Consider the following 21,409-nt stretch of genomic DNA (forward strand, 5'->3'; position numbering starts at 1 on the left):
TGGTGTCCGCCGCCATGGACACCGTCACCGAGAGCCGGCTGGCCATCGCCATGGCGCAGAACGGTGGGCTCGGCATCCTGCACCGCAACCTCACCGTCGAGGAGCAGGCAGACCAGGTCCGCGAGGTGAAGCGCTACGAAAGCGGGATGGTGATCAATCCGCTGACCATCCATCCCGACACCCCGCTCAGCGAAGTGCGCGAGATCAAGGCCCGGCGGAAAATCTCCGGATTCCCGGTGGTCGACGCCAAGGGCAAGCTCTGCGGCATCCTGACCAACCGCGACATGCGCTTCGAGGGCAGTAGAGATGTTCCCGCCAAAGACCTGATGACGCACGAGAATCTGGTCACGGTGAAGGAAGGTGTCAGCCAGGACGAGGCGCGTGACCTGCTGCGGCGGCACAAGATCGAGCGGCTGATCGTGGTCGACGACGACTACCGGGCGGTCGGCCTGATCACCGTCAAGGACATGGAGAAGTCCGAGGCGCACCCGAACGCCGCCAAGGACGCCCACGGCCGCCTGCTGGTCGGCGCGGCCTCCACCGTTGGCGACGCCGGCTATGAGCGCTCCATGGCGCTGGTCGACGCCGGCGTCGACGTGGTGGTGATCGACACCGCCCACGGCCACAACGCCGATGTCGCCAAGGCGGTCGGGCGGATCAAGCGCGAGACCAACCGGGTGCAGATCGTGGCCGGCAACGTCGCCACCTACGATGGCGCGAAGGCCTTGATCGACGCCGGCGCGGACGCGGTGAAGGTGGGCATCGGCCCGGGCTCCATCTGCACGACGCGGATCGTGGCCGGCGTGGGCGTGCCGCAGCTGACGGCGATCATGGACGCGGTGCGCGCGGCCGGCGGCTCGGACGTGCCGGTGATCGCCGACGGCGGGATCAAATATTCCGGCGACCTCGCCAAGGCGCTCGCCATGGGGGCCTCGGTCGCCATGATGGGTTCGGTCTTCGCCGGCGTCGACGAGGGCCCGGGCGAGGTGTTCCTCTACCAGGGGCGGTCCTACAAGACCTACCGCGGCATGGGCTCGCTGGGCGCCATGTCGCGCGGCTCCGCCGATCGCTACTTCCAGAAGGACGTCACCGACGCCCTGAAGCTGGTGCCCGAGGGCATCGAGGGCCAGGTGCCCTACAAGGGCCCGATCGCCCCGATCCTGCACCAGATGGTCGGCGGCCTGCGCGCGGCCATGGGCTATGTCGGCGCGGCCAACCTGGTCGAGTTCCGCAAGCGCGCCCGGTTCATCCGCATCACCGGCGCCGGCCTTCGCGAAAGCCACGTCCACGACGTGATGATCACCCGCGAGGCGCCCAACTATCCGAGCCCCGTCTAGGGCCGGCGAAGTCTCTACGGCCAGCCGGCCGATCCCGAGCCGGCGGCGCAATGGGGGAGGCAAGCTATGGGTACGGCTGTTCCTGTGGAGTTGAAGCTGCTGTTGGCGGCGGTGATCATCGGTCTGGTGCAGATCGTCTGGGCCGCGGCGGCTGGGAGCGGTGGCCAGCGCGACTTCGCCTGGCTCGCCGGTCCACGCGACGAGGCCCGGCCGGTCAGCGGGACCGCGGCGCGCCTCGACCGGGCGTTGCGGAATTTCCTCGAGACCTTCCCGCTGTTCGCCGCGGCGCTGATCGCCTGTGTTGTCACCCAAAAGCTGGGGACCCTTACGCTTTATGGCGCAGGCCTCTATGTGATCGGCCGGGCGCTCTATGTGCCGCTCTACGCCTCCGGCGTGGCGCTCGTTCGCACGATCGTCTGGACGGTCAGCATCGTTGGCCTCGTCATGGTGATCGTAGCTTTCTTCAGGTGATCCTCTTTGCGTGACGCCGGACGCCTCGCGGCGGCAATAGATGTCCTGACCCAGATCGAAGAGCGCCACCGGCCTGTGCGGATGGCGCTGAAGAATTGGGGCGAGGCGGCGCGTTACGCAGGCTCGAAGGACCGCGCCTTCGTCTCCGGCCTGGTGCTCGACGTGCTGCGCCGCCGCCGGTCGCTGGGCTGGCGTATGGGCGACGAGAGCCTGCGCGCCGCGGCCCTGGGCGCGCTGAGATTGGTGTGGGACTGGCCGCTCGATCGGATCGCCGAAGCCGCGGGCGAAGAGCCGCATGGGCCCGGTCCGCTCAGCGAAGCCGAGCGGGCGGCGCTCGAGGCCCCGCGGGACCTTGTCGGCGCGCCGGACCCCGTGCGTGGCGACTATCCGGATTGGCTCGACGCCTCCATGACCCGGGCCTTCGGCGAGGCCCGCGCGGAGGAGGGGGCCGCGCTCTCCGAACGCGCGCCGGTGGACCTGCGGGTCAATCTGCTGAAGTCCGATCCGCAACGGACGCTGAAGGCGCTGAGTTCGCTCCTGGCCGAGCCTACCGACCTCCTGGCGACCGCCCTGCGGATGCCGGCCCTCGACCCGATGACCCGCAGCGGGGCGGTCGAGACCATCCCGCAGTTCTCCAAGGGCTGGTTCGAGGTGCAGGACCTGGGCTCGCAGATCGCCGCGGCGTCGGCGGGCGAGGTGAAGGGCAAGCAGGTGCTCGACCTCTGCGCCGGGGGCGGCGGCAAGACGCTGGCGCTCGCCAGCGCCATGGGCAACTCGGGCCAGATCTACGCCTATGACTCCGACGCGCGGCGGCTGGCCGACACCATCCGGCGCGGGGACCGGGCGGGCGTGCGCAACCTGCAGGTCCGCTCGCCGGTGAACCCCGAGCCGCTCAAGGGCCTGGAGGGCAGGATGGACGTGGTGTTCATCGACGCCCCGTGTTCGGGCGCGGGCTCCTGGCGGCGGCATCCCGACACCAAGTGGCGGCTGACGCGGGACACGCTCGACAAGCGGATGGCCGACCAGGACGCGGTGCTGGACGCGGGCGCGCCCTTCGTGAAGCCCGGCGGGCGGATGGTCTATGTCACCTGCTCGGTGCTGCCGGAGGAGGACGAGGACCGCGTCGCGGCGTTCCTGGCGCGCACACCGGGGTTCGTGGCGGCCCCAGCCACCGTCGATCCAAAGCTCACCCGACACCTCACGCCTGACGGGTTTTTGCGCCTGACGCCCCGCACCTCCGGCACGGACGGCTTTTTCGTCGCCGTGCTGGAGAAACCCCGCTAACGGAGCCCCATGCCTACGCCCGCTCACGAACGCGTTCTCATTGTCGATTTCGGCAGCCAGGTGACCCAGCTGATCGCCCGGCGGCTGCGCGAGAGCGGGGTCTATTGCGAGATCCATCCCTACGACAAGGTCGAGCCGATGCTCGACGCCTTCGCCCCGAAGGCGGTGATCCTGTCGGGCGGCCCGGCCAGCGTGCATGAGGCGGCAAGCCCCGCGGCGCCGCAGAAGGTCTTCGAGCTCGGCGTGCCTGTGCTGGGTATCTGCTACGGCGAGATGACCATGTGCGCCCAGCTCGGCGGAGCGGTCGAAGGCGGCCATGACCGCGAGTTCGGCCGCGCCGAGATCCTGATCGAGCGCCCGTCGCCCTTGCTCGAAGGTCTCGGCGAGGCGGGTTCGCAGGAAACCGTCTGGATGAGCCACGGCGACAAGATCACCGCCATTCCGCTCGGCTTCGAGGTGGTGGCGGCGTCCGAGGGCAGCCCCTACGCGGTGATCGCCGACGAAGGCCGGCGGTTCTATGGCATCCAGTTCCACCCGGAGGTGGCCCACACGCCGCGCGGCGCCCTGATGCTGCGCAACTTCACCCACCGGATTGCGGGCCTCACCGGCGACTGGACCATGGCCTCGTTCCGCCAGGAGATGGTGGCCAAGATCCGCGCCCAGGTCGGCCAGGGCCGGGTGATCTGCGGGCTCTCGGGCGGGGTGGATTCCTCGGTGGCGGCGGTGCTGATCCACGAGGCGATCGGCGAGCAGCTCACCTGCGTCTTCGTCGACACCGGGCTCCTGCGGTTGAACGAGGCCGAGCAGGTCGTGACCCTGTTCCGCGATCACTACAACATCCCGCTGGTGCACGTTGATGCGTCGAAGGAATTCCTCGGCGAGCTGGCCGGGGTCAACGATCCGGAGACCAAGCGGAAGATCATCGGCCGAGTGTTCGTGGAGATCTTCGACCGCGAGGCCGCGAAGGTCGAGGGCGCGGCTTTCCTGGCGCAGGGCACCCTCTATCCGGACGTGATCGAGAGCGTTTCGGCGAGCGGCGGTCCCTCGGCGGTGATCAAGAGCCACCACAATGTCGGCGGCCTGCCGGACTACATGAAGCTGAAGCTCGTCGAGCCGCTGCGCGAGCTCTTCAAGGACGAGGTCCGCGCGCTCGGCGTGGAGCTGGGCCTCGACCCGGCCTTCGTCGGCCGCCACCCGTTCCCGGGCCCGGGCCTCGCCATCCGCATCCCCGGCGACATCACCCCTGAAAAGGTCGCGGTCCTGCAGCAGGCCGACGCCATCTACCTCGACGAGATCCGCAAGGCCGGCCTCTACGACTCCATCTGGCAGGCCTTCGCCGTGCTGCTGCCGGTGAAGACGGTCGGCGTCATGGGCGACGCGCGCACCTACGAGAACGTCTGCGCGCTCAGGGCCGTGACCTCCACCGACGGCATGACCGCCGACTTCTTCGAATTCCCCTGGGAGGTCCTGGGCCGCGCGGCGACCCGGATCATCAACGAGGTCAAGGGCATCAACCGGGTGGTCTACGACGTGACGTCCAAGCCGCCGGGCACGATCGAGTGGGAATAATCAACGAGCCCGGAAGGGGCTGGTTGAAAGTGTCGCAAACCACTGAAATAAAAAGTGAATTATCTCGACATCTATCGGCATCTATCGGCGGCCGACGGCATCGTTTGACGGTGGGAATGGCGGATGCCGTCAGGCTTGCGGGTCCCTGATTTGCTCCATACTGTCACGTGAGTTCGACCGCCTGACGGTCTTTTTCAGGGACCAAGGTACGGAAATAATTGATCTTTGTGGGTATTCGGAGGGTCCAAAAACCCCTGACGGTATTTCCGGGCTTGGCAGAGGCAATGCTGACCGACGCTGCACTTCAAAACCTTCGGCCCCGCTCGAAGATCTACAAGATGACGGACCGGGACGGGATGTACGTCGTGGTCGCCACTTCGGGAGCCATCACCTTCCGCTATGACTACCGCATGCACGGGCGCAGGGAGACGCTGACCATCGGCCGCTACGGCCGCACCGGCATCTCCCTGAAGCTGGCGCGCGAGAAGTGCCTCGATGCACGTCGGCTCGTGGAGCAGGGGGTGTCGCCGGCCCACGAGAAGCAGCGGGACAAGCGCCGGCTGCTGGAGGCCAAGAGCTTCGGGGAATTCGCCGAGAAGTGGTTCAAGGATGCGCCGATGGCCGACAGCACCCGGGCTATGCGACGCTCGGTCTTTGATCGCGACCTGACGCCGTTCAAGTCGAGGCTGCTGAAGGAGATCGAGCCGGGCGACCTGCGGGCGATGTGCGCCAAGGTTGTGGACCGTGGGGCGCCGGCGACGGCCCTGCACGTCCGCGACATCGTCAAGCAGGTCTACGGCTTTGCGATCCTGCACGGCGAGAAGATCGCCAATCCCGCGGACGAGGTGGGTCCGGCTTCGATCGCGCGGTTCGTGATCCGGGACCGGGCTCTGACGCCCGCTGAGATCCGGTTGGCGTTCGGGCAACTCGAACAAATCCCGACGCTGCCGACCATCCGGCTGGGGCTGAAGATCATCCTGCTCACCATGGTCCGCAAGAGCGAGCTGATGGACGCGGTCTGGGACGAGGTGGATTTCGAGAAGGCGGTCTGGAGCATCCCGGCGGCTCGGATGAAGCGGTCCAAGGCCCACAACGTCTACCTGTCGCGCCAGTCCCTCGACATCTTCATCGCGCTGAAGACCTGCGCCGGGAACTCCCGCTACGTCCTGCCGTCGCGCTACGACGCCGACGCGCCGATGTCGCGCGCCACCTTCAACCGGATCACCACGGCGATGGCGGCTCGCGCTCAGGAGGCCGGCCTGCCGCTGGAGCCGTTCACCGTCCACGACCTGCGCCGGACGGGCTCGACCCTGCTGAACGAGGTCGGTTTCAACGGCGACTGGATCGAGAAGTGCCTGGCCCACGAGAGCGGCCGAAGCTCCCGGGGCGTCTACAACAAGGCCGAATACGAACAGCAGCGCCGGCACATGCTCCAGGAGTGGGCGGACATGGTCGAAGCCTGGATCAGTGGTCGGCCGCACACAGTCACCCTGACCCCACCGGCCCTGGCGATGGGACCGCTGTCGGTGGCGGTTTGATCCCGGGCTTGAGGATGATGTGGCTGAGGCCCACCTGTCGCGGATAGCTGCCAAGCTAAAGGCCCGCGATACAGCCGGGCATGGGGTTCTGAGGCATGCGACGGATACTTTCTGGCATTGCTTACGACACTGAGACCGCGGAGTTCGTGGCGAGTGGATCCCATGGCGAAGATGCGCCATCGGCCGCTTACTGGCAGCTGTACCGGACGGACTCAGGCGCCTGGTTCGAAGTTGTCGCGGACCATGAAGGCATCGTGGAGGCGTTCGTTGCGCTCACCAGCGACGAAGCCTCGAAGTGGTTGGAGCGCAACGCGAACCACCTCGTCGAACGGTACTTCGGCAGGATGCCGGAGCTTCTGCCGAAGGAGCCGGACGGTGTGATCTCGGCGGTGACCCGCCGCAATATCTTCGACGCCATTGCATTGCAGGGGATCAACTGGTCGGGCCGCATGGCCGAGGATGAATTTCTGCTGCGGGTGTTCGATCTTGAGCAGCTGCCGTCGAACGATCACCGGTTCAAGACGATGCGCGGTGACGTCTGGCAGCACCGCGTCAACAATCCGAATGACTGGGAGGACGACTGGGTCTTCTCGGACCGCAGGCTAAGTCTCCTGAGCGCGCCCAACGAGGTCTTTCTGAAGTTCCTGTCCGAGATCGCGCACCCGCTTGTGCAGCCCGACCAGGCAGAAGCCGAAGCGTTCGTCGCCCTAGCCAACCGGCATCTTGCCCGGGACGGGTTCCAGCTAGCGGTCGTCGATACGATCTCCGGGCGCAACATCTATGCCGGAGGCCGAACCCTCAGCTTCCATTCCGATCTGAACGACGCGCGCCGGGTGGCCGATGCGCTTTCGTCCAGCCAGGTGTTCGCACAGATCACGCGGATGAAGGACAGCGTCGAGCGTGACCCGGCGCTCGCGATCGGGTCGGCCAAGGAGTTCGTCGAGACGATCTGCAAGGCGATCTTGGAAGCCCGTGGGGTTGCGCCGACCGGCTACCTCGACTTCCAGCCGCTGGTCACGATGACGCGCGAAGCCCTGGCCTTGAAGGTCGATCCGGCCGCCGAGCGGACGCTCAAGAGCTTGTTGGGCGCTCTGGGAACGATCGTGAATTCGATCGCGGAGCTGCGCGGCCAACTGGGGACGGGACACGGCGCGGCGGCGAACGCGCCGACGCCGCCGGTCGAGATCGCACGGCTCGCGGTGGGGGTCGCGACCTCCCTCGGTGTCTTCCTCTGGGAGCGCCACCGGGCTCACCCCTGAAGCTTCGCGAACTTGCGGGCAAGGGCCTTGACCCTTCGTGACGCCGCCGCAGCTCCGGACGGCAGGCGGGACCCGGGGACAGCGGACCGCAACAGCGGATTTCCCCTGGCCTGGCGGCCATTCCTCGCGGCGCCAATCCACCGTTTCCCTGCGGTGCGGAACGCCATCCCAGGGTCCTGGGGCTGGCCTCCGGAGCCGCACTGGGCGGCTCTCTCAGGAGACTCGTCATGTCCCAATCCGATCAAGATCGCGACCATCGCGCAGCGACCATCGCTCATCTCAACGACAAGCTGCGTCTCAACCCCGGCACGGGCTGGGTCATGACGTCGGGCGTCCATGCCAAGGGCGTCGCCTTCGTGGCCCACGCCATCGCCGCGGTCGGCGCCTTCAATGACTTCACCGACGGCGATGACCTCTACGGCGAGCGCGACTTCGGGGCCCTCCGGCTGGCCGGAGAGCGGCTGTTCTGGAAGATCGACTACTATGACCAAGCGCTGGAGAACGGCTCTCCCGATCCGGCTGATGAGGCTCTGACACGGCGCGTGCTGACGCTGATGCTGGCCTCGGAATATTAGACTGGTCCGCCTGCGGCGCCTTGTGTGCCGCAGGCGGACCTCACCGCGGACCCTGGGCGCGCGCGGCGACTATTTGAGTTGGTGTCGAGGAGATAGACGACGGGGAGGCCGTGGTCTGAACGGGAGCAAGCGCCTGAGGAAGTCCTAAAGATCGAGCGGCGACGGGCTTTTCGAGGTTGTCGCCCAGATCAGTTCCGGGAGCTCCCCGGGCGCTTCCGTGTCTGAAGCCTGGAGCCCAGCCAGGAGCCGAAACTTCCAAACCGTCAGCTGCGAGTCCTGGACACTCTGAAGACCCGAGTAGTCGAACAACCCGTCTCCGAGGGACCTTTCGACCCTATTGCCGCCATGCCTAATCAAGGACTCCAGGAACGCATTGCCTTCGGCCCGCAACATGCTCGCGCGAACATTATAAGTCTGCGGAATGATGACCCCGAACTCATAGAGGGCGAGGCCGCGCGCGATGTACGCGAAGAGCTCGGCCAAGCTCTCGCCCCGAAGCGGCAGGGTCATCATCCTCACAAAGCGGCCGCCAACGAATTGCACACTGTAGGTCTGATGAGCCGCCAGCTCGCGGCGCAGCTTCTCGTTGCCGGCAAGGCGTGCAGGGACAGAATCTTCAAGGGTTTGGGCTGCGTCTTCGTGCCGACTTCCAAACGGGAGAACCGCCGTCAGGTAGTGCTCAAGCTTCGCCTTGGATCCATTGCAGCTTTGGCACGCCGGCACCTTGGGAAGGTTGCCGCGCTTGCTGAGAGGGAAGAACTCGCGCGCGAACACGTGATCCGCCGTATCCGCAGCGCCGAGCCCTCCGCAGTAGGTGCAGGTTTTGCCTTTGGCACGCCTATTCGACATGCCCGCGCCCGGCGGACGGATGCTCGCGGTCAAGGTCGATGAATTGTCTTCCGCTAGAGGCAGGCGATGATGCCTCAGTGCTTCTATGAGGTCCCCGCGTTGGCGACTTGCCTCTGGCGAGAGGCGGAATAGGAAGTCGGCGTCGCGGGCGTAGATTTGACGTCGAGCGTTAGAGATCATGGCGCCGTTGAAGCTGGCAATCTCATCTTCCGTGGCGACACTGACGGTCTCTTCGCCTTCATAGTTGCCGATAAGCGCCATGCGTTCTGAAATCGCGAAAAGCACTACGGTGCCCGGTAACCCGTAGCCCAGCGGCCGGTGCTTCGGGGGTGCGGGCGGTGCGCTCCATAGGAGGCATACCGGCTGATCGCAGGTGATGAAGCCAGAGCCTTCAGGCCGCGCAAGCAGCACGCGCCAGGATCGTCGGAAAAAGAGCGGCAGTACATTCTCGAATACATCGAGTTCGCTGAGGACGTGAGTGGCTGGCGAAACCCGGATCTCGTACCCACCGGCCTCGAACATGGCCCGCATCTTCAGCCTGTCCACGACGACGTCGGACGGGATGAACCCATTAACTTTCGCGCGACGGACCTCGCTCTGGAAGAGATGCTCGGACGATGTCGCAAGATCGACCATCGCCTTCACTGTGGTTTCACGGGCGTTTGTTGCGCGGGCGCGCGTCCGGGGGTTCTTTACCGCGATCAAGGCGATGAGATTGAGTATGAAAGCCCGGTCTTGCTCATCAGACAGGTCGCCAGCCGCGACACGGCGTTCTATGGCGACGCTCAGTTCGCTCTCGAACTTGGAGAAGCCAGTCTCCAATGCGTCAATTGCCTGCCCAGCGTCGGCAAGCGAGTGGAAGTCCCGCTCTTGTGTCACGTTGAGCGGGCTGGTTGTGAAACTCTCCAGGCCCTGGACATCGACTACATAGAGCTGCGGGTTCCTAGGTTCTGTTGACGAAGTGCCTAACCCAGAGTCGGGTTGAGGCGATGAGTATGAAGCCGAGGTAGCTGTCGGCGGTCTTGTCGTATCGGGTGGCGAGCCTGCGGCTGTGCTTGAGCTTTGAGAAGCAGCGCTCAACCAGATTTCTCAAGGCGTATAGGTGGCCGTCGATGACGGGCTGGACCTTGCGATTGCGCCTGGGTGGGATGACGGCGGCGATGCCCTTGGCCTCCAGGTCGGCGAGGATGGCGTCGGCGTCGTAGCCTTTGTCACCGAGCAGGACCTTGGGTGCAGGCCCAGGCTCGGCCATGACCGGGGCGTAGCCGTTGACGTCGGAGACCTCACCGCCGGTCAGGACCACGGCGACGGGCAGGCCCAGGCCGTTGGCCCTCAGATGGATCTTGGTCGAGAAGCCACCTCGCGAGCGGCCAAGACCTTCATCCTGAGCATCTGCTTTTTTTGGGCGCCGGCTGAGTGCTGGTGAGCGCGCACGATGGTGGAGTCGATCATCTGCACGCTGTCCCGGCCCTCGCCGCTATCGTTGAGGGCCGCCAGCAGCACATCCCAGACCCCCGAAAGCGTCCAGCGCCGGAACTGCCGGTAGACCGAACTCCACTTGCCAAAGTGGTCGTGCAGGTCACGCCAGGGCGAACCCGTCCGCGCGATCCAGAACACTCCGTCCAGCACAAGGCGATGATCCCTCGGCCTCCGGCCGCGCCGCGGCCCCCGCTCGATCACAAAGGGCTCGAAGAACGCCCACTCCTCATCCGACATCAACCCACGAACCAACGCCGCTCTCCCAAAGAGCAGCCTTGAATCAGCGATCAGATGATTTGGGAATCCACTTCGTCAACAGAACCTAGGGTCCGGCGCAAAGCCCTTCAGGTAGCACTGGGGGACGTAGTGATGGCGGCGTGCGGTCATTGATCTGCATATGGGGCCGCGAACCCGCGTTACTGCGCCAGGAGTGAATTTGGATGTGGATATTCATTCCAGACCTCGACGATTCAAAAGAGCCGTGGGTGGGGACGGTTACGCCGCCGGCCCAGCCGGGGGCTTCCTGGACGTTCGAACTGATCCGCCAGGTGGAAGAAAGCGTAAGCTATGACGCTTCGACCCTGGATAATCGTCCAGCGGTGATCGGGCTGGTCAATTACCAGCAGAAATGCACGCTGCTTCGACCGCGGGTGCTCCACATAGACCCGGGGTCGCTGGGCGTCAGACTCCCCCTCCAACGCACTCGGATCACGGGCGAATTCGACGGATTGCTCACCGACCTGGCGGTCGAAGACGTGACGGCGGAGACCTTCGACGGGTTTGAACTCGACTCATCGAGCTTTGGCGTTTGGTACGCGCCGCCGGCATTCACGTCGCGGCTGGACGGCGCCACCCGCACCTACAAGATCGAGATTCCCGACACGAAGACGATCAAACTACCGTTGCAAGGCCTCGGCACGCTCACCGTCATGACCGCCGCACAGGTCGCGGAGAAGGGCCGCACGGCTCAGATTCGCTCGTCCGCCTTCCTTCACGTGGACTTCGACTATCCCGCGTCCCTGGAGTCGACCATTGAGCTCAGCCTCGAGCTCGAGCAGCTGTTTGGTTTTTTGATCGGCTACCGAGGACCGTTCCCAAAGATCCGTACATGGCTGAACAAGACCTATCGCGTCGGCTCTTACGACCTGCCGGAGGACGGCGTTCTCGAGATGGCCGGGATGGATTGGAAGCCCGGTGAAGAACCCCACAGGATGGAATGCATTCACCGCGACGGACTTGGCGGCGCAACGCTGGAAAGCGTCTTGGGCATCTACCTGGTGGACCGACCGGGTTTCCTCATCCGCTTCAACGCCATCGAGATGTGCCGTCATTTCACGAGCAACCTGAATACCCAGTTCTCGATCATCATCCCGGCTTTCGAGAGCTATCTGAAGGCGCGATACACGACCCCCGACGAAGCGGACTACACCTCTTCGGAGGCCGCGTTCTTCGCGTGGGTCGATACAGCGCCTGACGAGGCGATCAAAGACTTCTCCCGCAAGCACCTTAGCGTCGTCGAACGAAAGGCGCCGTCCCTCCAGACCCTCGTGGGCCGGGCGATTGCGATGGCCAACGAGAAGGGCTTCGTCTTTCCGACGACGCTCGCCAAGCGCATCGCAGCTCGGCGCGGAAAGCTCTTTCACAGTGTCGCGGGGTTTGAGGAAGGCGAGGCCCAACTCTTCTACGAGGAAGTTCGGGCTGTGGTCGGCCTGTTGTTGCTGCATACCTTCGACGACCTCGGTGTCGATGTCAGCTACATGGGCCAGGACTACAACGTGCGCGAACTGCGAACCTTCACGGCGAGGGGTGCGCCGAAGGACGGGGCCTAGGGCGGACCATTTGTTCGCGAAGTGCAGGGCTCATCGGCGGACGAGGGCCACCAGCCGGAGGAACCTCGGGTCGTTCATGAGAGCCTTGTCGCCCGTTGAGATCGCATCGAGGGCAAGCGCCAGGTCACGAGGGTAGACGGCCCCTTCTGCTCGACCGATCGAACGGTCGAGCAGATCGAGCCATGCGCCAGCCGTGTCCTTGTTCATGACGGGCGGAGTTTTGCTGCGTGACCCGTGCTCGTCTTCAAGTCTCGCGTAGAACCCGAAAGCGTGCAGGCTCCAGGCTTCAAACGGGACGACCAGCGGCGCGACGGAAGCCACCGCATCGGCGAAGGCTGCCCCGGCCGCTGCTGGGAGTTCGGCCAGGACGTCGGACAGGGGGCCTGACCTCAAGGTCTGATCGGACGGCCAGACTTGCGCCAGGAAGGGCTTCACTCCGGCCGTGAACTGGGTTTCCGGATCTGTTTTCTTGAACGCCAGGAAGCCATTCATCGCGCGCGCCGCGGCGATGCGAACCTGTTCGCCTCCAAGCCGCAGCATTTGCTGGGCGTCTGCCAGGGGAATAATGGGCTCGTCCCCATCGCGCATGTCCCGGAGCACGGAGTACACCACCGTCTGCGCGAGCCCGGCTCGGGTCTTGGACGGAAGCGACTGGCCGCGCGCGACCAGCACAAGCTTGGGCCCGACCGTCTTGAGGGAGTCCGGCGAGAGCCCGCGGCGTGCGATCGCGTCCCAGATCTCGAGATCCTGGTGTTCTGCCTGGGCAAGCGGCCCCAGCAGATGGACCTGCGCCCATTCTGGGTCGGCTTTGCGCATGTATTCCAGGAACGACAGGAACCGGTGCAGGACCTGCAGCCGGACATCTCCGGTGGCGGTGAACGCCAGATCGCGGACTGCTCGGAGGTCTCCTCCTTGGAAGGGATGCGGAACCAGGGTCAGGTCAGGAAGCACGTTGAAGAGCGCCGAGATCAGGTGGCCGGCGGACGAATTGAGGGACTCCATCGCCAGGCGGTCGTCTCGCTCTTTGCGCTGGCCGTCGAAGTTCGAACCCAGGATCGCCGGCGACCTGTTGCTCACCGCCACCGCGGCCGGCCACAGCCGCATCCAGGTCGCCCAGAATCGATGATCGGAGGGGAAATGCTTGGACCAGACATCGAGCCAACTCGCATATGCATCGACACCTCCTGCAAGGACCGCCGATGGCAGTCTGACGAGGGCGTCCAGCAATCTGGCGGCCAAAGCGTCTGGTCCGGCTGCGGCGCTGCGACCGCGTTCAGCGTCGGATCGCGCAAGATAGGCCAACACACGCGGATATCGGGCTGGCTCAAGGACTTCGAGAGCGTCCTCGGCATGATCCCGCAAATAGGCTCCCGCTGTCTCTGATTTTCCCCCGTACCCGCGCTCGCCGAGATCTTCTTCCAGGGTCGGCAAGAGGACTTTGATGTCGTCGACATCGTAGACGCCAGCCTCTGTGCGCCAGGGGAAATTATAAGCGTTGTCCATGTCGGAGGTCACGGTGGTCAACTCTGTGTAGGCCTCGCCTCGTGCCGCGAAGTCGGCGATCCAGGCCTGAGCCGCTTTGGACGCCGATCCGCCGCCGAGCTCGATCCGCCGAAGCTCCCGGCGAACCCAGCTGCGTCGCGCCGCGTCGCGTTCTGATTTGCCCAACCGGCGCAAGAAAAGATCCGCGGGAGGGGTTTGCAGCAGCCGTCGCTCGATAGCGGCTTGGTCATCAGGGGACAGCTCGGCAAAGCGCTTCGCCCGCAGTTCGGCGATCTCGGGGAAGTGGCCCAGGCTCCAGAAGCGGTCCCCATCGACGCCGCGAAGGAAGGTCGCAACCTCGGCGGGGCTTGCCAGGCCCGGCACCCGGGCTGCGGCGGCCCAAAGACGTTGGAATAGGGGATCGGGGTGGCGGAGCCAGCCAGCAACCCGCGCACGCGCTGCGTCGGGCGCGAGTATGAACAGCTTGCCGAGGATCTCGTGCAGCAGCTTCACCAAAGGAGCGAACCCATTGCGGAATTCGTCGGGATCGCTCTGGCCGCCGTTCACCTCGGGAAGCTGAACCGCATAGACCCGCTCGATCCAGTTGGCGAGATAGACGGCCGAACCGCCGATCCGCGCGGCGCGGGCGAGGCCGTATGCGAGCTCGCTTTCCAGCTTGTCGGCTAGCAGGCTGAAGAAGGCGACGTCGTCTACTGTGTCGAGGTGGAGATCCTGCAGTGACAGCAGGTTCTCGGCGCCGAGATTTAGGCTCACGAGGCGAGAAACTTCAGTGGGGCGAGCCTTGCGACGGGGGTCTCGCGCCGCCTCGAAGCTGAGCCTGGGCCGGACCAGCTCGACGACATGGCGCACGAACGTGAGGGGCGGCACGCCGTGCCCCAGGGCCTCGGTCATCTCGAGGCGGGCGTCTTCCGGCCATTCGGGCTCGTCCCAGGCCTCGCAAACCCAGGACCAAGCCGCCCGATAGGGCTCCTCGAGCTGGGGGTCTCTGTAATTCAGGAGGTTTCGTAGCGCGTTGCGCTCCGCGCTCGGTTGACTGCGTAGCCCGGCGGCCCAGTCAAAGGTGGCCTTCTCCGCGAGCCGACCTTCCAGGAAGGCGACTGTCGCGCGCTCGATCTCGCGCTCCAGGATCGAGGCTCCGGTTCCGCGCCGGATCACGAGCCCACCTCCCGCGCGATCCGATGCGCTTCGGTTAGCCAGTCGGCGCCGGCGCCGAAGCCGGAGAGCTTCGTGAGCATCTGAACGCGTTCCTGCGGCGTGGAGCGACGGATCAGATAGTTGAAGACGGAGCGGTCAGGCTCGGACGCCGTGGCGACAGCGGATTTCGCCAGCGCGCGAAGCCGACCCGTCAACCAGCGGTCGTCCAGGGCATCGGGGATGCTGTCGGCCCAGGCCTTCAGCAGGGCCGGAAGCTCGGCGTGGGAGTTGTCGGGACTGTAGCAGATCGGCTCGATCCCACGGTTCTTCCAGTCCGCGGCGGTGTGGTCGTCGTCGCTCTTGACCGGAACCAAGGCGTAGCGGGTCTTCAGGTCGGGAAAGTGCGTCTGGTCGCCGGCCACCGCATTCAGCAGGTAGCGCATCGGGGCATCGTTGACGCTGTACCCGACGATGACGAGGTAGAAGATGCGGGTGGCGTCGTAGACGAAGTCTGAGGTCACCCGCCGCCGCATGTAGTAGTCGCCGAAATCCTGGTCGGTCAGGATCAGCTCCGAAGTCCGCGATGCCTTTTCTGGCAACAGGCCGTGAATATGGAAGACGCCGCGGAAATCGGCCCGGCGGCTGGGCCGCGGCAGGTCGTTCAGCCCATAGGATGAGACGTCGGCGTCGGGGCCGGCCGCCGACTCGTGCAGTCGGTCAAAGTTGGTTGTGGCCAGGAAGAGTCGGCCTTCGCGCCGGGCCAGCCGGTCGATCGCCTTGTGAACCGCGTTGGGCGGGCGCTTACCGCCCAGGACCTCAGCGGCCGCTACGCGCATCCGCGACCCGCGCCCGGCGTCATCGTGACGCCGCTCGATCATGCCCAAGGCGACGTCGTAGTCTCCGTCCCTGAAGCGCTTGAACTCGGCCTTCTGGCCTGGATCCAGGCTGCCGGTGAAATCCGTCCAGGGACGGGGCTGGCGTGGCGGGACTGCTGCGTCTGCCTCTCGGGCGTCGTCAATCATCGCGGTCAATGCCGAGGCGAGCCCGGTATCCACCTTCGCGCAGATTTCGAGAACCAGGCCCCGGAAGTCAGGAAGATTTGACGGAGGTGGGCGGGAAACGCCGGCGCCGGTCAGAAACAGCACTTCGCCCCGGTCCCTGGCGAGCAGCAGCTCCAGGGGCAGTCCAGGCAGTCCAGGTCCCAGGAAGACGTGGTCATCGCTCACGCCCCCTTTGTCGCGGGCCAGCACCAACATCGCCAGCGTTTTCGGTGAAGCTTGTATTAGCCTTGACGGCGGCTGGCTGGGCGCAATCCATTAGGCGCTGTGTCCTGAGGATTCGGCGTGGTCTATGCCTAGGGTGAGGTTCGGGGATCTTCTGCAGGATGAGGCTGAGCATCTGGCGTTGACCGTCTCAAGGCCGACCGCCGCGGCGCCGGGGTACACGCCCACGATGCTCTTGACCGAGTGGCTGACCCTGAACCTCCGAGGCGATTGGGCGATGCGAGTCGACGCCCGGTCGGTGGCGCTCAGGTTCGCGAGTTCGGACGACCGCGAGCGGGCGAAAGCGAAGCTCGGCGAGAGCGGCACCGGCTAGGCTTCAGGTCGCCTTCAACGCTTTCGGCTTGTCCTTCAGCTTCGCCAGGACAGGGTGATCGATCGGCGCGAACTGGGTGTGGACCTGGGTGGTCGTCGAGAGCGCGCCGTCGCGCAGGTAGGTCTCGCTCAGCGGCCAGTCCGGGGTCTCGCGCATGATGAAGAACTGTGAGAGCTCGGAACGGTAGCCCAGGCCGTAGGGCCCGAACTGGGCGACCAGCATCACCGCCACCGCGCTAAGCGCCTGGAAGGCGCAGAGCAGGTTGGCGCGTTCGAACTCTCCCTCCCGGTTGTGCTTCACGGCGTTGTAGTCGGCGTACCAGGTGAGGTCGGTGGTCGGGTGGGCGCCGAGGCCCCAACCCTCGAACGGCCGAATGGGCTCAAGGTCGGGGAACGCGGGAAAGCTGACCAGAAAATCCCGCAAGCCCATGATGTCGACAAGCTTCACATAGTCGGCGGTTGTGAACACTTTTCGGTGCGCGCCGTTGGCGACGAGGACGCCCCGCCAATGGGTCTCGACCTCGGTGCAGGCGAGGATCAGCAGGTTGCGGATATCGTGGCCATAGGCGCTGAAGGTCATCGGGCCCGGCTGGACGGTCTGGCAGATCCGCTGCAGCTGGCGAAGCAGCGACAGCGCCTGGCCTCGCGCCGACGCGACCATCGCCGGCTCCAGATGGAGGGTCGGGTTGAACAACAGGTGCGCGTTCTCCTGGGCGTTGAGGAGGGGCCGCGCGATGCGCCGATGATATTGGCCCTGGTCGAGACGCAGTCGGACGAAGGGATCGCCCTGTTCAAACCAGGCGGGCGTGCGCTCGCGCATGACGTCGAGCGCCGTCTTTCCGGGCTCGGCGTGGAAGTCTCCCGGCACGACACCGCCCCGGTTGAAGACGTCGTAGGCGATCTTGTCGTCGACGAACCAGGCCTGGTTGGGGTGCTGGGGACTGACGAGGCGGATGAAGTAGGGCATGGCGGAGCCTCGGGCGACGAGAGAGGGCCATTCGGTAGCGTTCTGGGGGTGGAGGGGAAAGCCTTCCCCTGCCGCCGAACCAGTGTCTCGACGGACCCCTTCGAGCGGGGAGGTCCCCGCATCGCCCCAAGGTGGAGGGGGAGGAAGGACCGGGAGGTGCGGCCCCGCTTTGGGGGTCGCTGACCATCCTGGGAGGGTGCGATGTCCGCATCCCACGATCATCTCGCCGTTGAATACGAACCGTCCGAGGACTGGATGCCGGCGGCGCCGGCCACGCGCCGCCGGCCTGAAGGCGCCGCGGAGCGCCTGGCGCGCTGTGGCCCGCCGGTCCTGACTGACGCCGAGGCGTTGGCGCTGTTGGTCGGCTGCCAGGCTGACGAAGCGGCGGGGCTTATCGCCGCGTTCGGCTCCCTGACCGAGGTCCTGGCGCAGCCTCGAGCCGACCTGGCGCGACACATTTCGCCGTCCGCTGCCGCGCGGATCACCCTCGTCCACGACCTGGCGCGTCGAGCCCTTGAAGGGCCGCTTCGCCGTCGCGACGTGCTGTCGTCCTGGTCGGCGGTGCAGACCTACCTGAAGGCGGCCTTGGCGGGCGTGCCTCGCGAACAGTTCAGGGTCCTGTTCCTTGACAAGCGCAACCAGATCATCGCCGACGAGGTGCTGGGGACCGGCACGGTCGATCACGCCCCGGTTTATCCGCGGGAGATCGTCCGGCGGGCGCTGGAGTTGAACGCCTCCGCCTTGGTCCTCGCCCACAATCACCCGAGCGGCGATCCGACTCCGTCGTCGGCCGACATCCAGATGACCCGGGAGGTCGTCGATGCGACCCGGGCGCTGCGCATCGCCGTCCACGACCACATCATCGTGGGCGGCGCGTCGGTCGCCAGCTTCAAAAGCCTCGGCTTGATGTGAGGCTGGCGATGTCCCTGGCGTCCATCGTCCGCGTGATCGGCGGCGACCTTTATGCGGGCGGCCGTTGCGCCAGCGTGCCGGGGCCAGGGCATGGGCGCTGGGACCGTTCGGTGTCCTTGCTGCTGGTCGGCGACCGGGTGGTGATCAACACCTTCGCCGGCGAGGACTGGCGCCAGGTCGCCGACCAGCTGCGCAAGCTCGGTCTGATTGGACCCTCGGGCCGGCTTCTGGATGGCCAGTCGGTCGCCGCGCTTCCGGAGATCGAGCGCCCAAGCCCAAGGGTCCGCGTCGCCTGCGCGCGCCAGCTTTGGGAAGACTCCCGGCCGTTGAGCGGCACGCTCTCCGAACGCCACTGCGGCCTGCGGGGTGCCGATGGCACTCGTTCCGATGCGCTGCGCCACCACGTAGCCGTTCCTGCGGCGGTCTATCGGGGCGCCGGCATCCGGCGCCCAGCCCTGATTGCGGCGATCCAGACGGCCGACGGCGAGCTGTGCGGCGTGGAGGTGACCTACCTCGCGCCGAACGGCGAGCGGGCCCGCATGGCGACGCCGCGCAAGACGGTCGGCGCCTGTCCGGCGGGAGCCGCGGTGAGGCTCGATCCCTGCGGCCCCCGAATGCTGGTGGGAGAGGGGGTGTTCACCACCCTGTCCGCCGGTCGCCGCTTCCGCCGGCCAGCCTGGGCGCTTCTATCGGTCCGCAACATGGTGCGTTGGCGTCCGCCGCTGGGGGTCGCGGACGTTTTGGTGGCTGGCGACCGGGGCGCGGTGGGGGAGGCGGCGACCGAGGCGTTGGTGGGAGAGCTGAAGAGGGTGGGTTTCGGGGCCTTCGGGCGCTTGCCGCCGGCGCCGTTCGCCGACTGGAACGACGCTGTGCGGGGCGAGGGCCTGGAGGGGGAGGAAGGACTGGGAGGGGTGGGCGCGGCGGACGGATGGTCCGGGTCGCCGAAGCCCGAACCTGGAGTTTGACCATGCGTCTCGCTTTCGCGGATCCCCGCAACCTGACCACCTCACCGCTGAACATGAACCACGGCCGGCCCGCGCCGGACGTCAGCGACATCCTGCCGTCCGTGCGTAAGCGCGGCGTCCTCCTGACCCTGCTGGTGCTGGAGACGATGTCGGACGGCAGCGCCGTTCCCGACACCTTCGAAGTGGTGGCGGGACGCCGGCGCATGCACGCCGCCCAGGCGGCGATCGCCGAAGGCGTGGAGATCGACCCCGTGCCGATCGCCATCCTGGAGCCGGGTGACGATGCGGCTGCGATCGAGGCCTCGCTGATCGAGAACCTTGGCCGTCTGCCGCCCGACGAGGTCACCTGCTGGGAGACCTTCACCCGGCTGATCAAGTCCGGCCGTAGCCCCGAACAGATCGCGGCCACCTTCGGAATGTCCGACGTCGTCGTGAAGCGGACCCTGGCGCTCGGTGGTCTTCTGCCCCGGGTGCGCAACCTCTACCGGGCCGAGGAGATCGACGTCGCGATCGTGCGTCAGCTTACCTTGGCCACCAAAGCGCAACAGAAGGCCTGGCTCGCGCTCTACGACGACCCCGACCAGCGCGCGCCGCAAGGCGCGCAGCTCAAGGCCTGGCTGTTCGGCGGGGCGTCGATCCCCACGAAGCACGCCATGTTCCCGCTCGATGCCTATCCCGGCCAGGTGGTGGCCGACCTCTTCGGCGAGGAGTGCTACTTCTCCGACCCCGACGCCTTCTGGGCGCTGCAGAACGCCGCCATCGCCGACCGGGTTGAGGCGCTCAAGGCCAGCGGCTGGATTGACGTAGAGGTGATGGCCGCCGGCGACCACTTCTACACCCACGAATTCGAGCAGGTCGGCCGCAAGCTCGGCGGCCGGGTCTACGTCCAGGTGAGCGCCAGGGGTGAGGTGGCGTTCCATGAAGGCTGGCTCACCCGCAAGGAGGCCAAGCGGGCCCGAGCCTCGGCCGAGCGCGAGGCCCGCAACGCCTCGGGAGAGCCACCGCCCGCCGAAAGCCTCCGGTCGGAAATCACCGGCGCGCAGGAGACCTACATCGACCTGCACCGCCACGCCGCGGTGCGGATGGAACTGGTGAACAACCCCGCCGCCGCGCTGCGCCTGTTGCTCGCTCACGCCCTGACCGGGACCGGGCACTGGCGGGTCGACGGCGCCGACGGCCACATCGCCGATCCCGCTGTGGCCGAAAGCCTCGCGGCTAACTCGGCGGCTGAGGCTTTCGAGGCGCGGCGCCAGGATACGGCGAAGACGCTCGGCCTGGAGGTCGCTGGCCACGCCCTGGTCGGCAGTCGCTTCGCCGGGGCGGGTGCGGCGTTCGCGAAGCTGTTGGCAATGTCGGACGCCGACGTGCTCGATGTCGCGGCCGTGGTGATGGCCGACAGCCTGAGGATCGGCAGCGTCGAGGTCGATGTCGCCGGCGCCTGGCTGCACACCGAGATCGCTCAAGTCTGGCGCCCGGACGCGGTCTTCCTCGACCTGATCCGGGATCGTGAGACCATCAACGCGATGCTGCGGGAGGTCGGTGGCCGCAAGGTCGCCGAGGGCAATCTCACCGAGAAGATCAGGACCCAGAAGGGCATCCTTCGCGACTTCCTGGACGGGGAGGGCGACCGTCCGAAGGCCGAAGGTTGGACGCCTCGCTGGATGGGCTTCCCGGCCAGCGCCTACACCCGGCGCCCCTGCGGGCCCGCGGCCCGCTCGCGGTCGGCCGCGCAGACGCTTCGGAAGGTCGTTCGCGCTGCGCCGAAGTCAGGGTGGCCCGTCGCCGCGCCCGAGGCCATCGCCGCTGAGTGAGCCTGGCCGACTTGGCCCCCGTCTCGTGCGGGGGCCATTTCCGCGCTGGAAGCACCAAGGTGGTCCGGCGTGACGTCCTCCGCGTAAGATAACGCTGATGCGCCACGCGATCTTCTATTTCCTCGAACTCCGGATCCGGTTTCGCCGGAACCCCGAGGCGCGCGCAATCGTCGACCGGTGCCTCTGGCTGATCTCTGAGGCGGCCAAGGCCGATGACTTGCGGCTGGCCGAGCTGGAGCTCGAGGTCGAACGGCTTCGCGAGGACCTCGCGGCGAGGTTTGGGGAGAAGCCCAAGGTCACCCACCACTAACCGCCGATGGAGGGGGAGGGAG

General features: G+C 66.4%; 17 protein-coding genes and 1 pseudogene. 13 read left to right on the forward strand and 5 right to left on the reverse strand.

The window, feature by feature from the left end; all coding sequences use genetic code 11:
• The 7 genes from guaB to ACESMY_RS10745 all read left to right on the forward strand — a co-directional run.
• The coding region (guaB, locus tag ACESMY_RS10715) for an IMP dehydrogenase (RefSeq protein ID WP_372784576.1) at positions 1-1,337 on the forward strand (1,337 nt) is incomplete at its 5' end.
• Positions 1,338-1,403: 66 nt separating this feature from the next.
• Positions 1,404-1,808: an MAPEG family protein gene (locus ACESMY_RS10720; RefSeq protein WP_372784577.1), complete on the forward strand. Its 405-nt coding sequence runs from the start codon at positions 1,404-1,406 to the stop codon at positions 1,806-1,808.
• A 6-nt stretch (positions 1,809-1,814) separates the two neighbouring features.
• Positions 1,815-3,092: an RsmB/NOP family class I SAM-dependent RNA methyltransferase gene (locus tag ACESMY_RS10725; protein WP_372784578.1), complete on the forward strand. Its 1,278-nt coding sequence runs from the start codon at positions 1,815-1,817 to the stop codon at positions 3,090-3,092.
• A 9-nt stretch (positions 3,093-3,101) separates the two neighbouring features.
• Positions 3,102-4,661, forward strand: a complete 1,560-nt coding sequence (gene guaA, locus ACESMY_RS10730) for a glutamine-hydrolyzing GMP synthase (protein ID WP_372784579.1) — start codon at positions 3,102-3,104, stop codon at positions 4,659-4,661.
• Positions 4,662-4,945: 284 nt separating this feature from the next.
• Positions 4,946-6,199 carry a tyrosine-type recombinase/integrase gene (locus ACESMY_RS10735; RefSeq protein ID WP_372784580.1) on the forward strand — a complete coding sequence of 418 codons (1,254 nt, stop codon included), beginning with the start codon at positions 4,946-4,948 and terminating at the stop codon, positions 6,197-6,199.
• Positions 6,200-6,294: 95 nt separating this feature from the next.
• A complete protein-coding gene (locus tag ACESMY_RS10740; protein ID WP_372784581.1) occupies positions 6,295-7,458 on the forward strand; it encodes an abortive infection family protein in 1,164 nt (387 codons plus the stop codon).
• Between the two features lie 227 nt (positions 7,459-7,685).
• Positions 7,686-8,033 carry a DUF3768 domain-containing protein gene (locus ACESMY_RS10745; RefSeq protein WP_372784582.1) on the forward strand — a complete coding sequence of 116 codons (348 nt, stop codon included), beginning with the start codon at positions 7,686-7,688 and terminating at the stop codon, positions 8,031-8,033.
• A gap of 144 nt (positions 8,034-8,177) precedes the next feature.
• On the opposite strand, the pseudogene ACESMY_RS10750 reads toward ACESMY_RS10745, so the two are convergent.
• Positions 8,178-9,815: pseudogene (locus ACESMY_RS10750) on the reverse strand (DUF4238 domain-containing protein); the annotation flags it as partial.
• A gap of 10 nt (positions 9,816-9,825) precedes the next feature.
• Positions 9,826-10,598, reverse strand: a protein-coding gene (locus tag ACESMY_RS10755; RefSeq protein WP_372784711.1) for an IS5 family transposase whose coding sequence is annotated in 2 segments (ribosomal slippage) — positions 9,826-10,284 and positions 10,287-10,598 — 771 coding nt in all. Because the reading frame shifts where the segments join, the coding sequence is not laid out codon by codon here.
• Positions 10,599-10,801: 203 nt separating this feature from the next.
• Here ACESMY_RS10755 and ACESMY_RS10760 point away from each other — a divergent pair.
• The gene (locus tag ACESMY_RS10760; protein WP_372784583.1) at positions 10,802-12,190 is read left to right on the forward strand and encodes a hypothetical protein; all 1,389 of its coding nucleotides are present in this window, start codon (positions 10,802-10,804) and stop codon (positions 12,188-12,190) included.
• Positions 12,191-12,220: 30 nt separating this feature from the next.
• Here ACESMY_RS10760 and ACESMY_RS10765 read toward each other — a convergent pair whose 3' ends face one another.
• Positions 12,221-14,848: a hypothetical protein gene (locus ACESMY_RS10765; RefSeq protein ID WP_372784584.1), complete on the reverse strand. Its 2,628-nt coding sequence runs from the start codon at positions 14,846-14,848 to the stop codon at positions 12,221-12,223.
• Positions 14,845-16,083, reverse strand: a complete 1,239-nt coding sequence (locus tag ACESMY_RS10770; protein ID WP_372784585.1) for an SIR2 family protein — start codon at positions 16,081-16,083, stop codon at positions 14,845-14,847. The genes ACESMY_RS10765 and ACESMY_RS10770 overlap by 4 nt, the downstream gene beginning before the upstream one ends.
• 94 nt (positions 16,084-16,177) lie before the next feature.
• Here ACESMY_RS10770 and ACESMY_RS10775 point away from each other — a divergent pair, with 94 nt between their 5' ends.
• On the forward strand, positions 16,178-16,423 hold the full coding sequence (locus ACESMY_RS10775) for a hypothetical protein (RefSeq protein ID WP_372784586.1): 246 nt from the start codon (positions 16,178-16,180) through the stop codon (positions 16,421-16,423).
• 3 nt (positions 16,424-16,426) lie between these two features.
• Here ACESMY_RS10775 and ACESMY_RS10780 read toward each other — a convergent pair whose 3' ends face one another.
• Positions 16,427-17,389, reverse strand: a complete 963-nt coding sequence (locus ACESMY_RS10780) for a hypothetical protein (RefSeq protein WP_372784587.1) — start codon at positions 17,387-17,389, stop codon at positions 16,427-16,429.
• Positions 17,390-17,590: 201 nt separating this feature from the next.
• On the opposite strand from ACESMY_RS10780, the gene radC reads away from it, so the two are divergent.
• From radC to ACESMY_RS10800, 4 genes are all read left to right on the forward strand, one after another.
• The gene (radC, locus tag ACESMY_RS10785) at positions 17,591-18,301 is read left to right on the forward strand and encodes a DNA repair protein RadC (RefSeq protein WP_372784588.1); all 711 of its coding nucleotides are present in this window, start codon (positions 17,591-17,593) and stop codon (positions 18,299-18,301) included.
• Positions 18,302-18,309: 8 nt separating this feature from the next.
• Positions 18,310-19,266 (forward strand): toprim domain-containing protein, encoded by a 957-nt coding sequence (locus ACESMY_RS10790; protein WP_372784589.1) that lies wholly within the window; start codon positions 18,310-18,312, stop codon positions 19,264-19,266.
• Between the two features lie 2 nt (positions 19,267-19,268).
• A complete protein-coding gene (locus ACESMY_RS10795) occupies positions 19,269-21,077 on the forward strand; it encodes a ParB/RepB/Spo0J family partition protein (RefSeq protein WP_372784590.1) in 1,809 nt (602 codons plus the stop codon).
• A gap of 97 nt (positions 21,078-21,174) precedes the next feature.
• Positions 21,175-21,387 carry a hypothetical protein gene (locus ACESMY_RS10800; protein WP_372784591.1) on the forward strand — a complete coding sequence of 71 codons (213 nt, stop codon included), beginning with the start codon at positions 21,175-21,177 and terminating at the stop codon, positions 21,385-21,387.
• Positions 21,388-21,409: the final 22 nt, after the last annotated feature.

The sequence above is a fragment of the Phenylobacterium sp. genome (assembly GCF_041691455.1).
In the GTDB taxonomy this organism is placed as follows: domain Bacteria; phylum Pseudomonadota; class Alphaproteobacteria; order Caulobacterales; family Caulobacteraceae; genus Phenylobacterium.

What these genes read in the sequence shown, in the direction of transcription:
- radC (WP_372784588.1), top strand. Translation starts at nt 17,591, where the DNA reads ATGTCCGCATCCCACGATCATCTCGCCGTTGAATACGAACCGTCCGAG.
- ACESMY_RS10775 (WP_372784586.1), top strand. Translation starts at nt 16,178, where the DNA reads ATGCCTAGGGTGAGGTTCGGGGATCTTCTGCAGGATGAGGCTGAGCAT.
- ACESMY_RS10795 (WP_372784590.1), top strand. Translation starts at nt 19,269, where the DNA reads ATGCGTCTCGCTTTCGCGGATCCCCGCAACCTGACCACCTCACCGCTG.
- guaA (WP_372784579.1), top strand. Translation starts at nt 3,102, where the DNA reads ATGCCTACGCCCGCTCACGAACGCGTTCTCATTGTCGATTTCGGCAGC.
- ACESMY_RS10780 (WP_372784587.1), bottom strand. Translation starts at nt 17,389, where the DNA reads ATGCCCTACTTCATCCGCCTCGTCAGTCCCCAGCACCCCAACCAGGCC.
- ACESMY_RS10735 (WP_372784580.1), top strand. Translation starts at nt 4,946, where the DNA reads ATGCTGACCGACGCTGCACTTCAAAACCTTCGGCCCCGCTCGAAGATC.
- ACESMY_RS10720 (WP_372784577.1), top strand. Translation starts at nt 1,404, where the DNA reads ATGGGTACGGCTGTTCCTGTGGAGTTGAAGCTGCTGTTGGCGGCGGTG.
- ACESMY_RS10745 (WP_372784582.1), top strand. Translation starts at nt 7,686, where the DNA reads ATGTCCCAATCCGATCAAGATCGCGACCATCGCGCAGCGACCATCGCT.
- ACESMY_RS10790 (WP_372784589.1), top strand. Translation starts at nt 18,310, where the DNA reads ATGTCCCTGGCGTCCATCGTCCGCGTGATCGGCGGCGACCTTTATGCG.
- ACESMY_RS10800 (WP_372784591.1), top strand. Translation starts at nt 21,175, where the DNA reads ATGCGCCACGCGATCTTCTATTTCCTCGAACTCCGGATCCGGTTTCGC.
- ACESMY_RS10760 (WP_372784583.1), top strand. Translation starts at nt 10,802, where the DNA reads ATGTGGATATTCATTCCAGACCTCGACGATTCAAAAGAGCCGTGGGTG.
- ACESMY_RS10770 (WP_372784585.1), bottom strand. Translation starts at nt 16,083, where the DNA reads ATGTTGGTGCTGGCCCGCGACAAAGGGGGCGTGAGCGATGACCACGTC.
- ACESMY_RS10740 (WP_372784581.1), top strand. Translation starts at nt 6,295, where the DNA reads ATGCGACGGATACTTTCTGGCATTGCTTACGACACTGAGACCGCGGAG.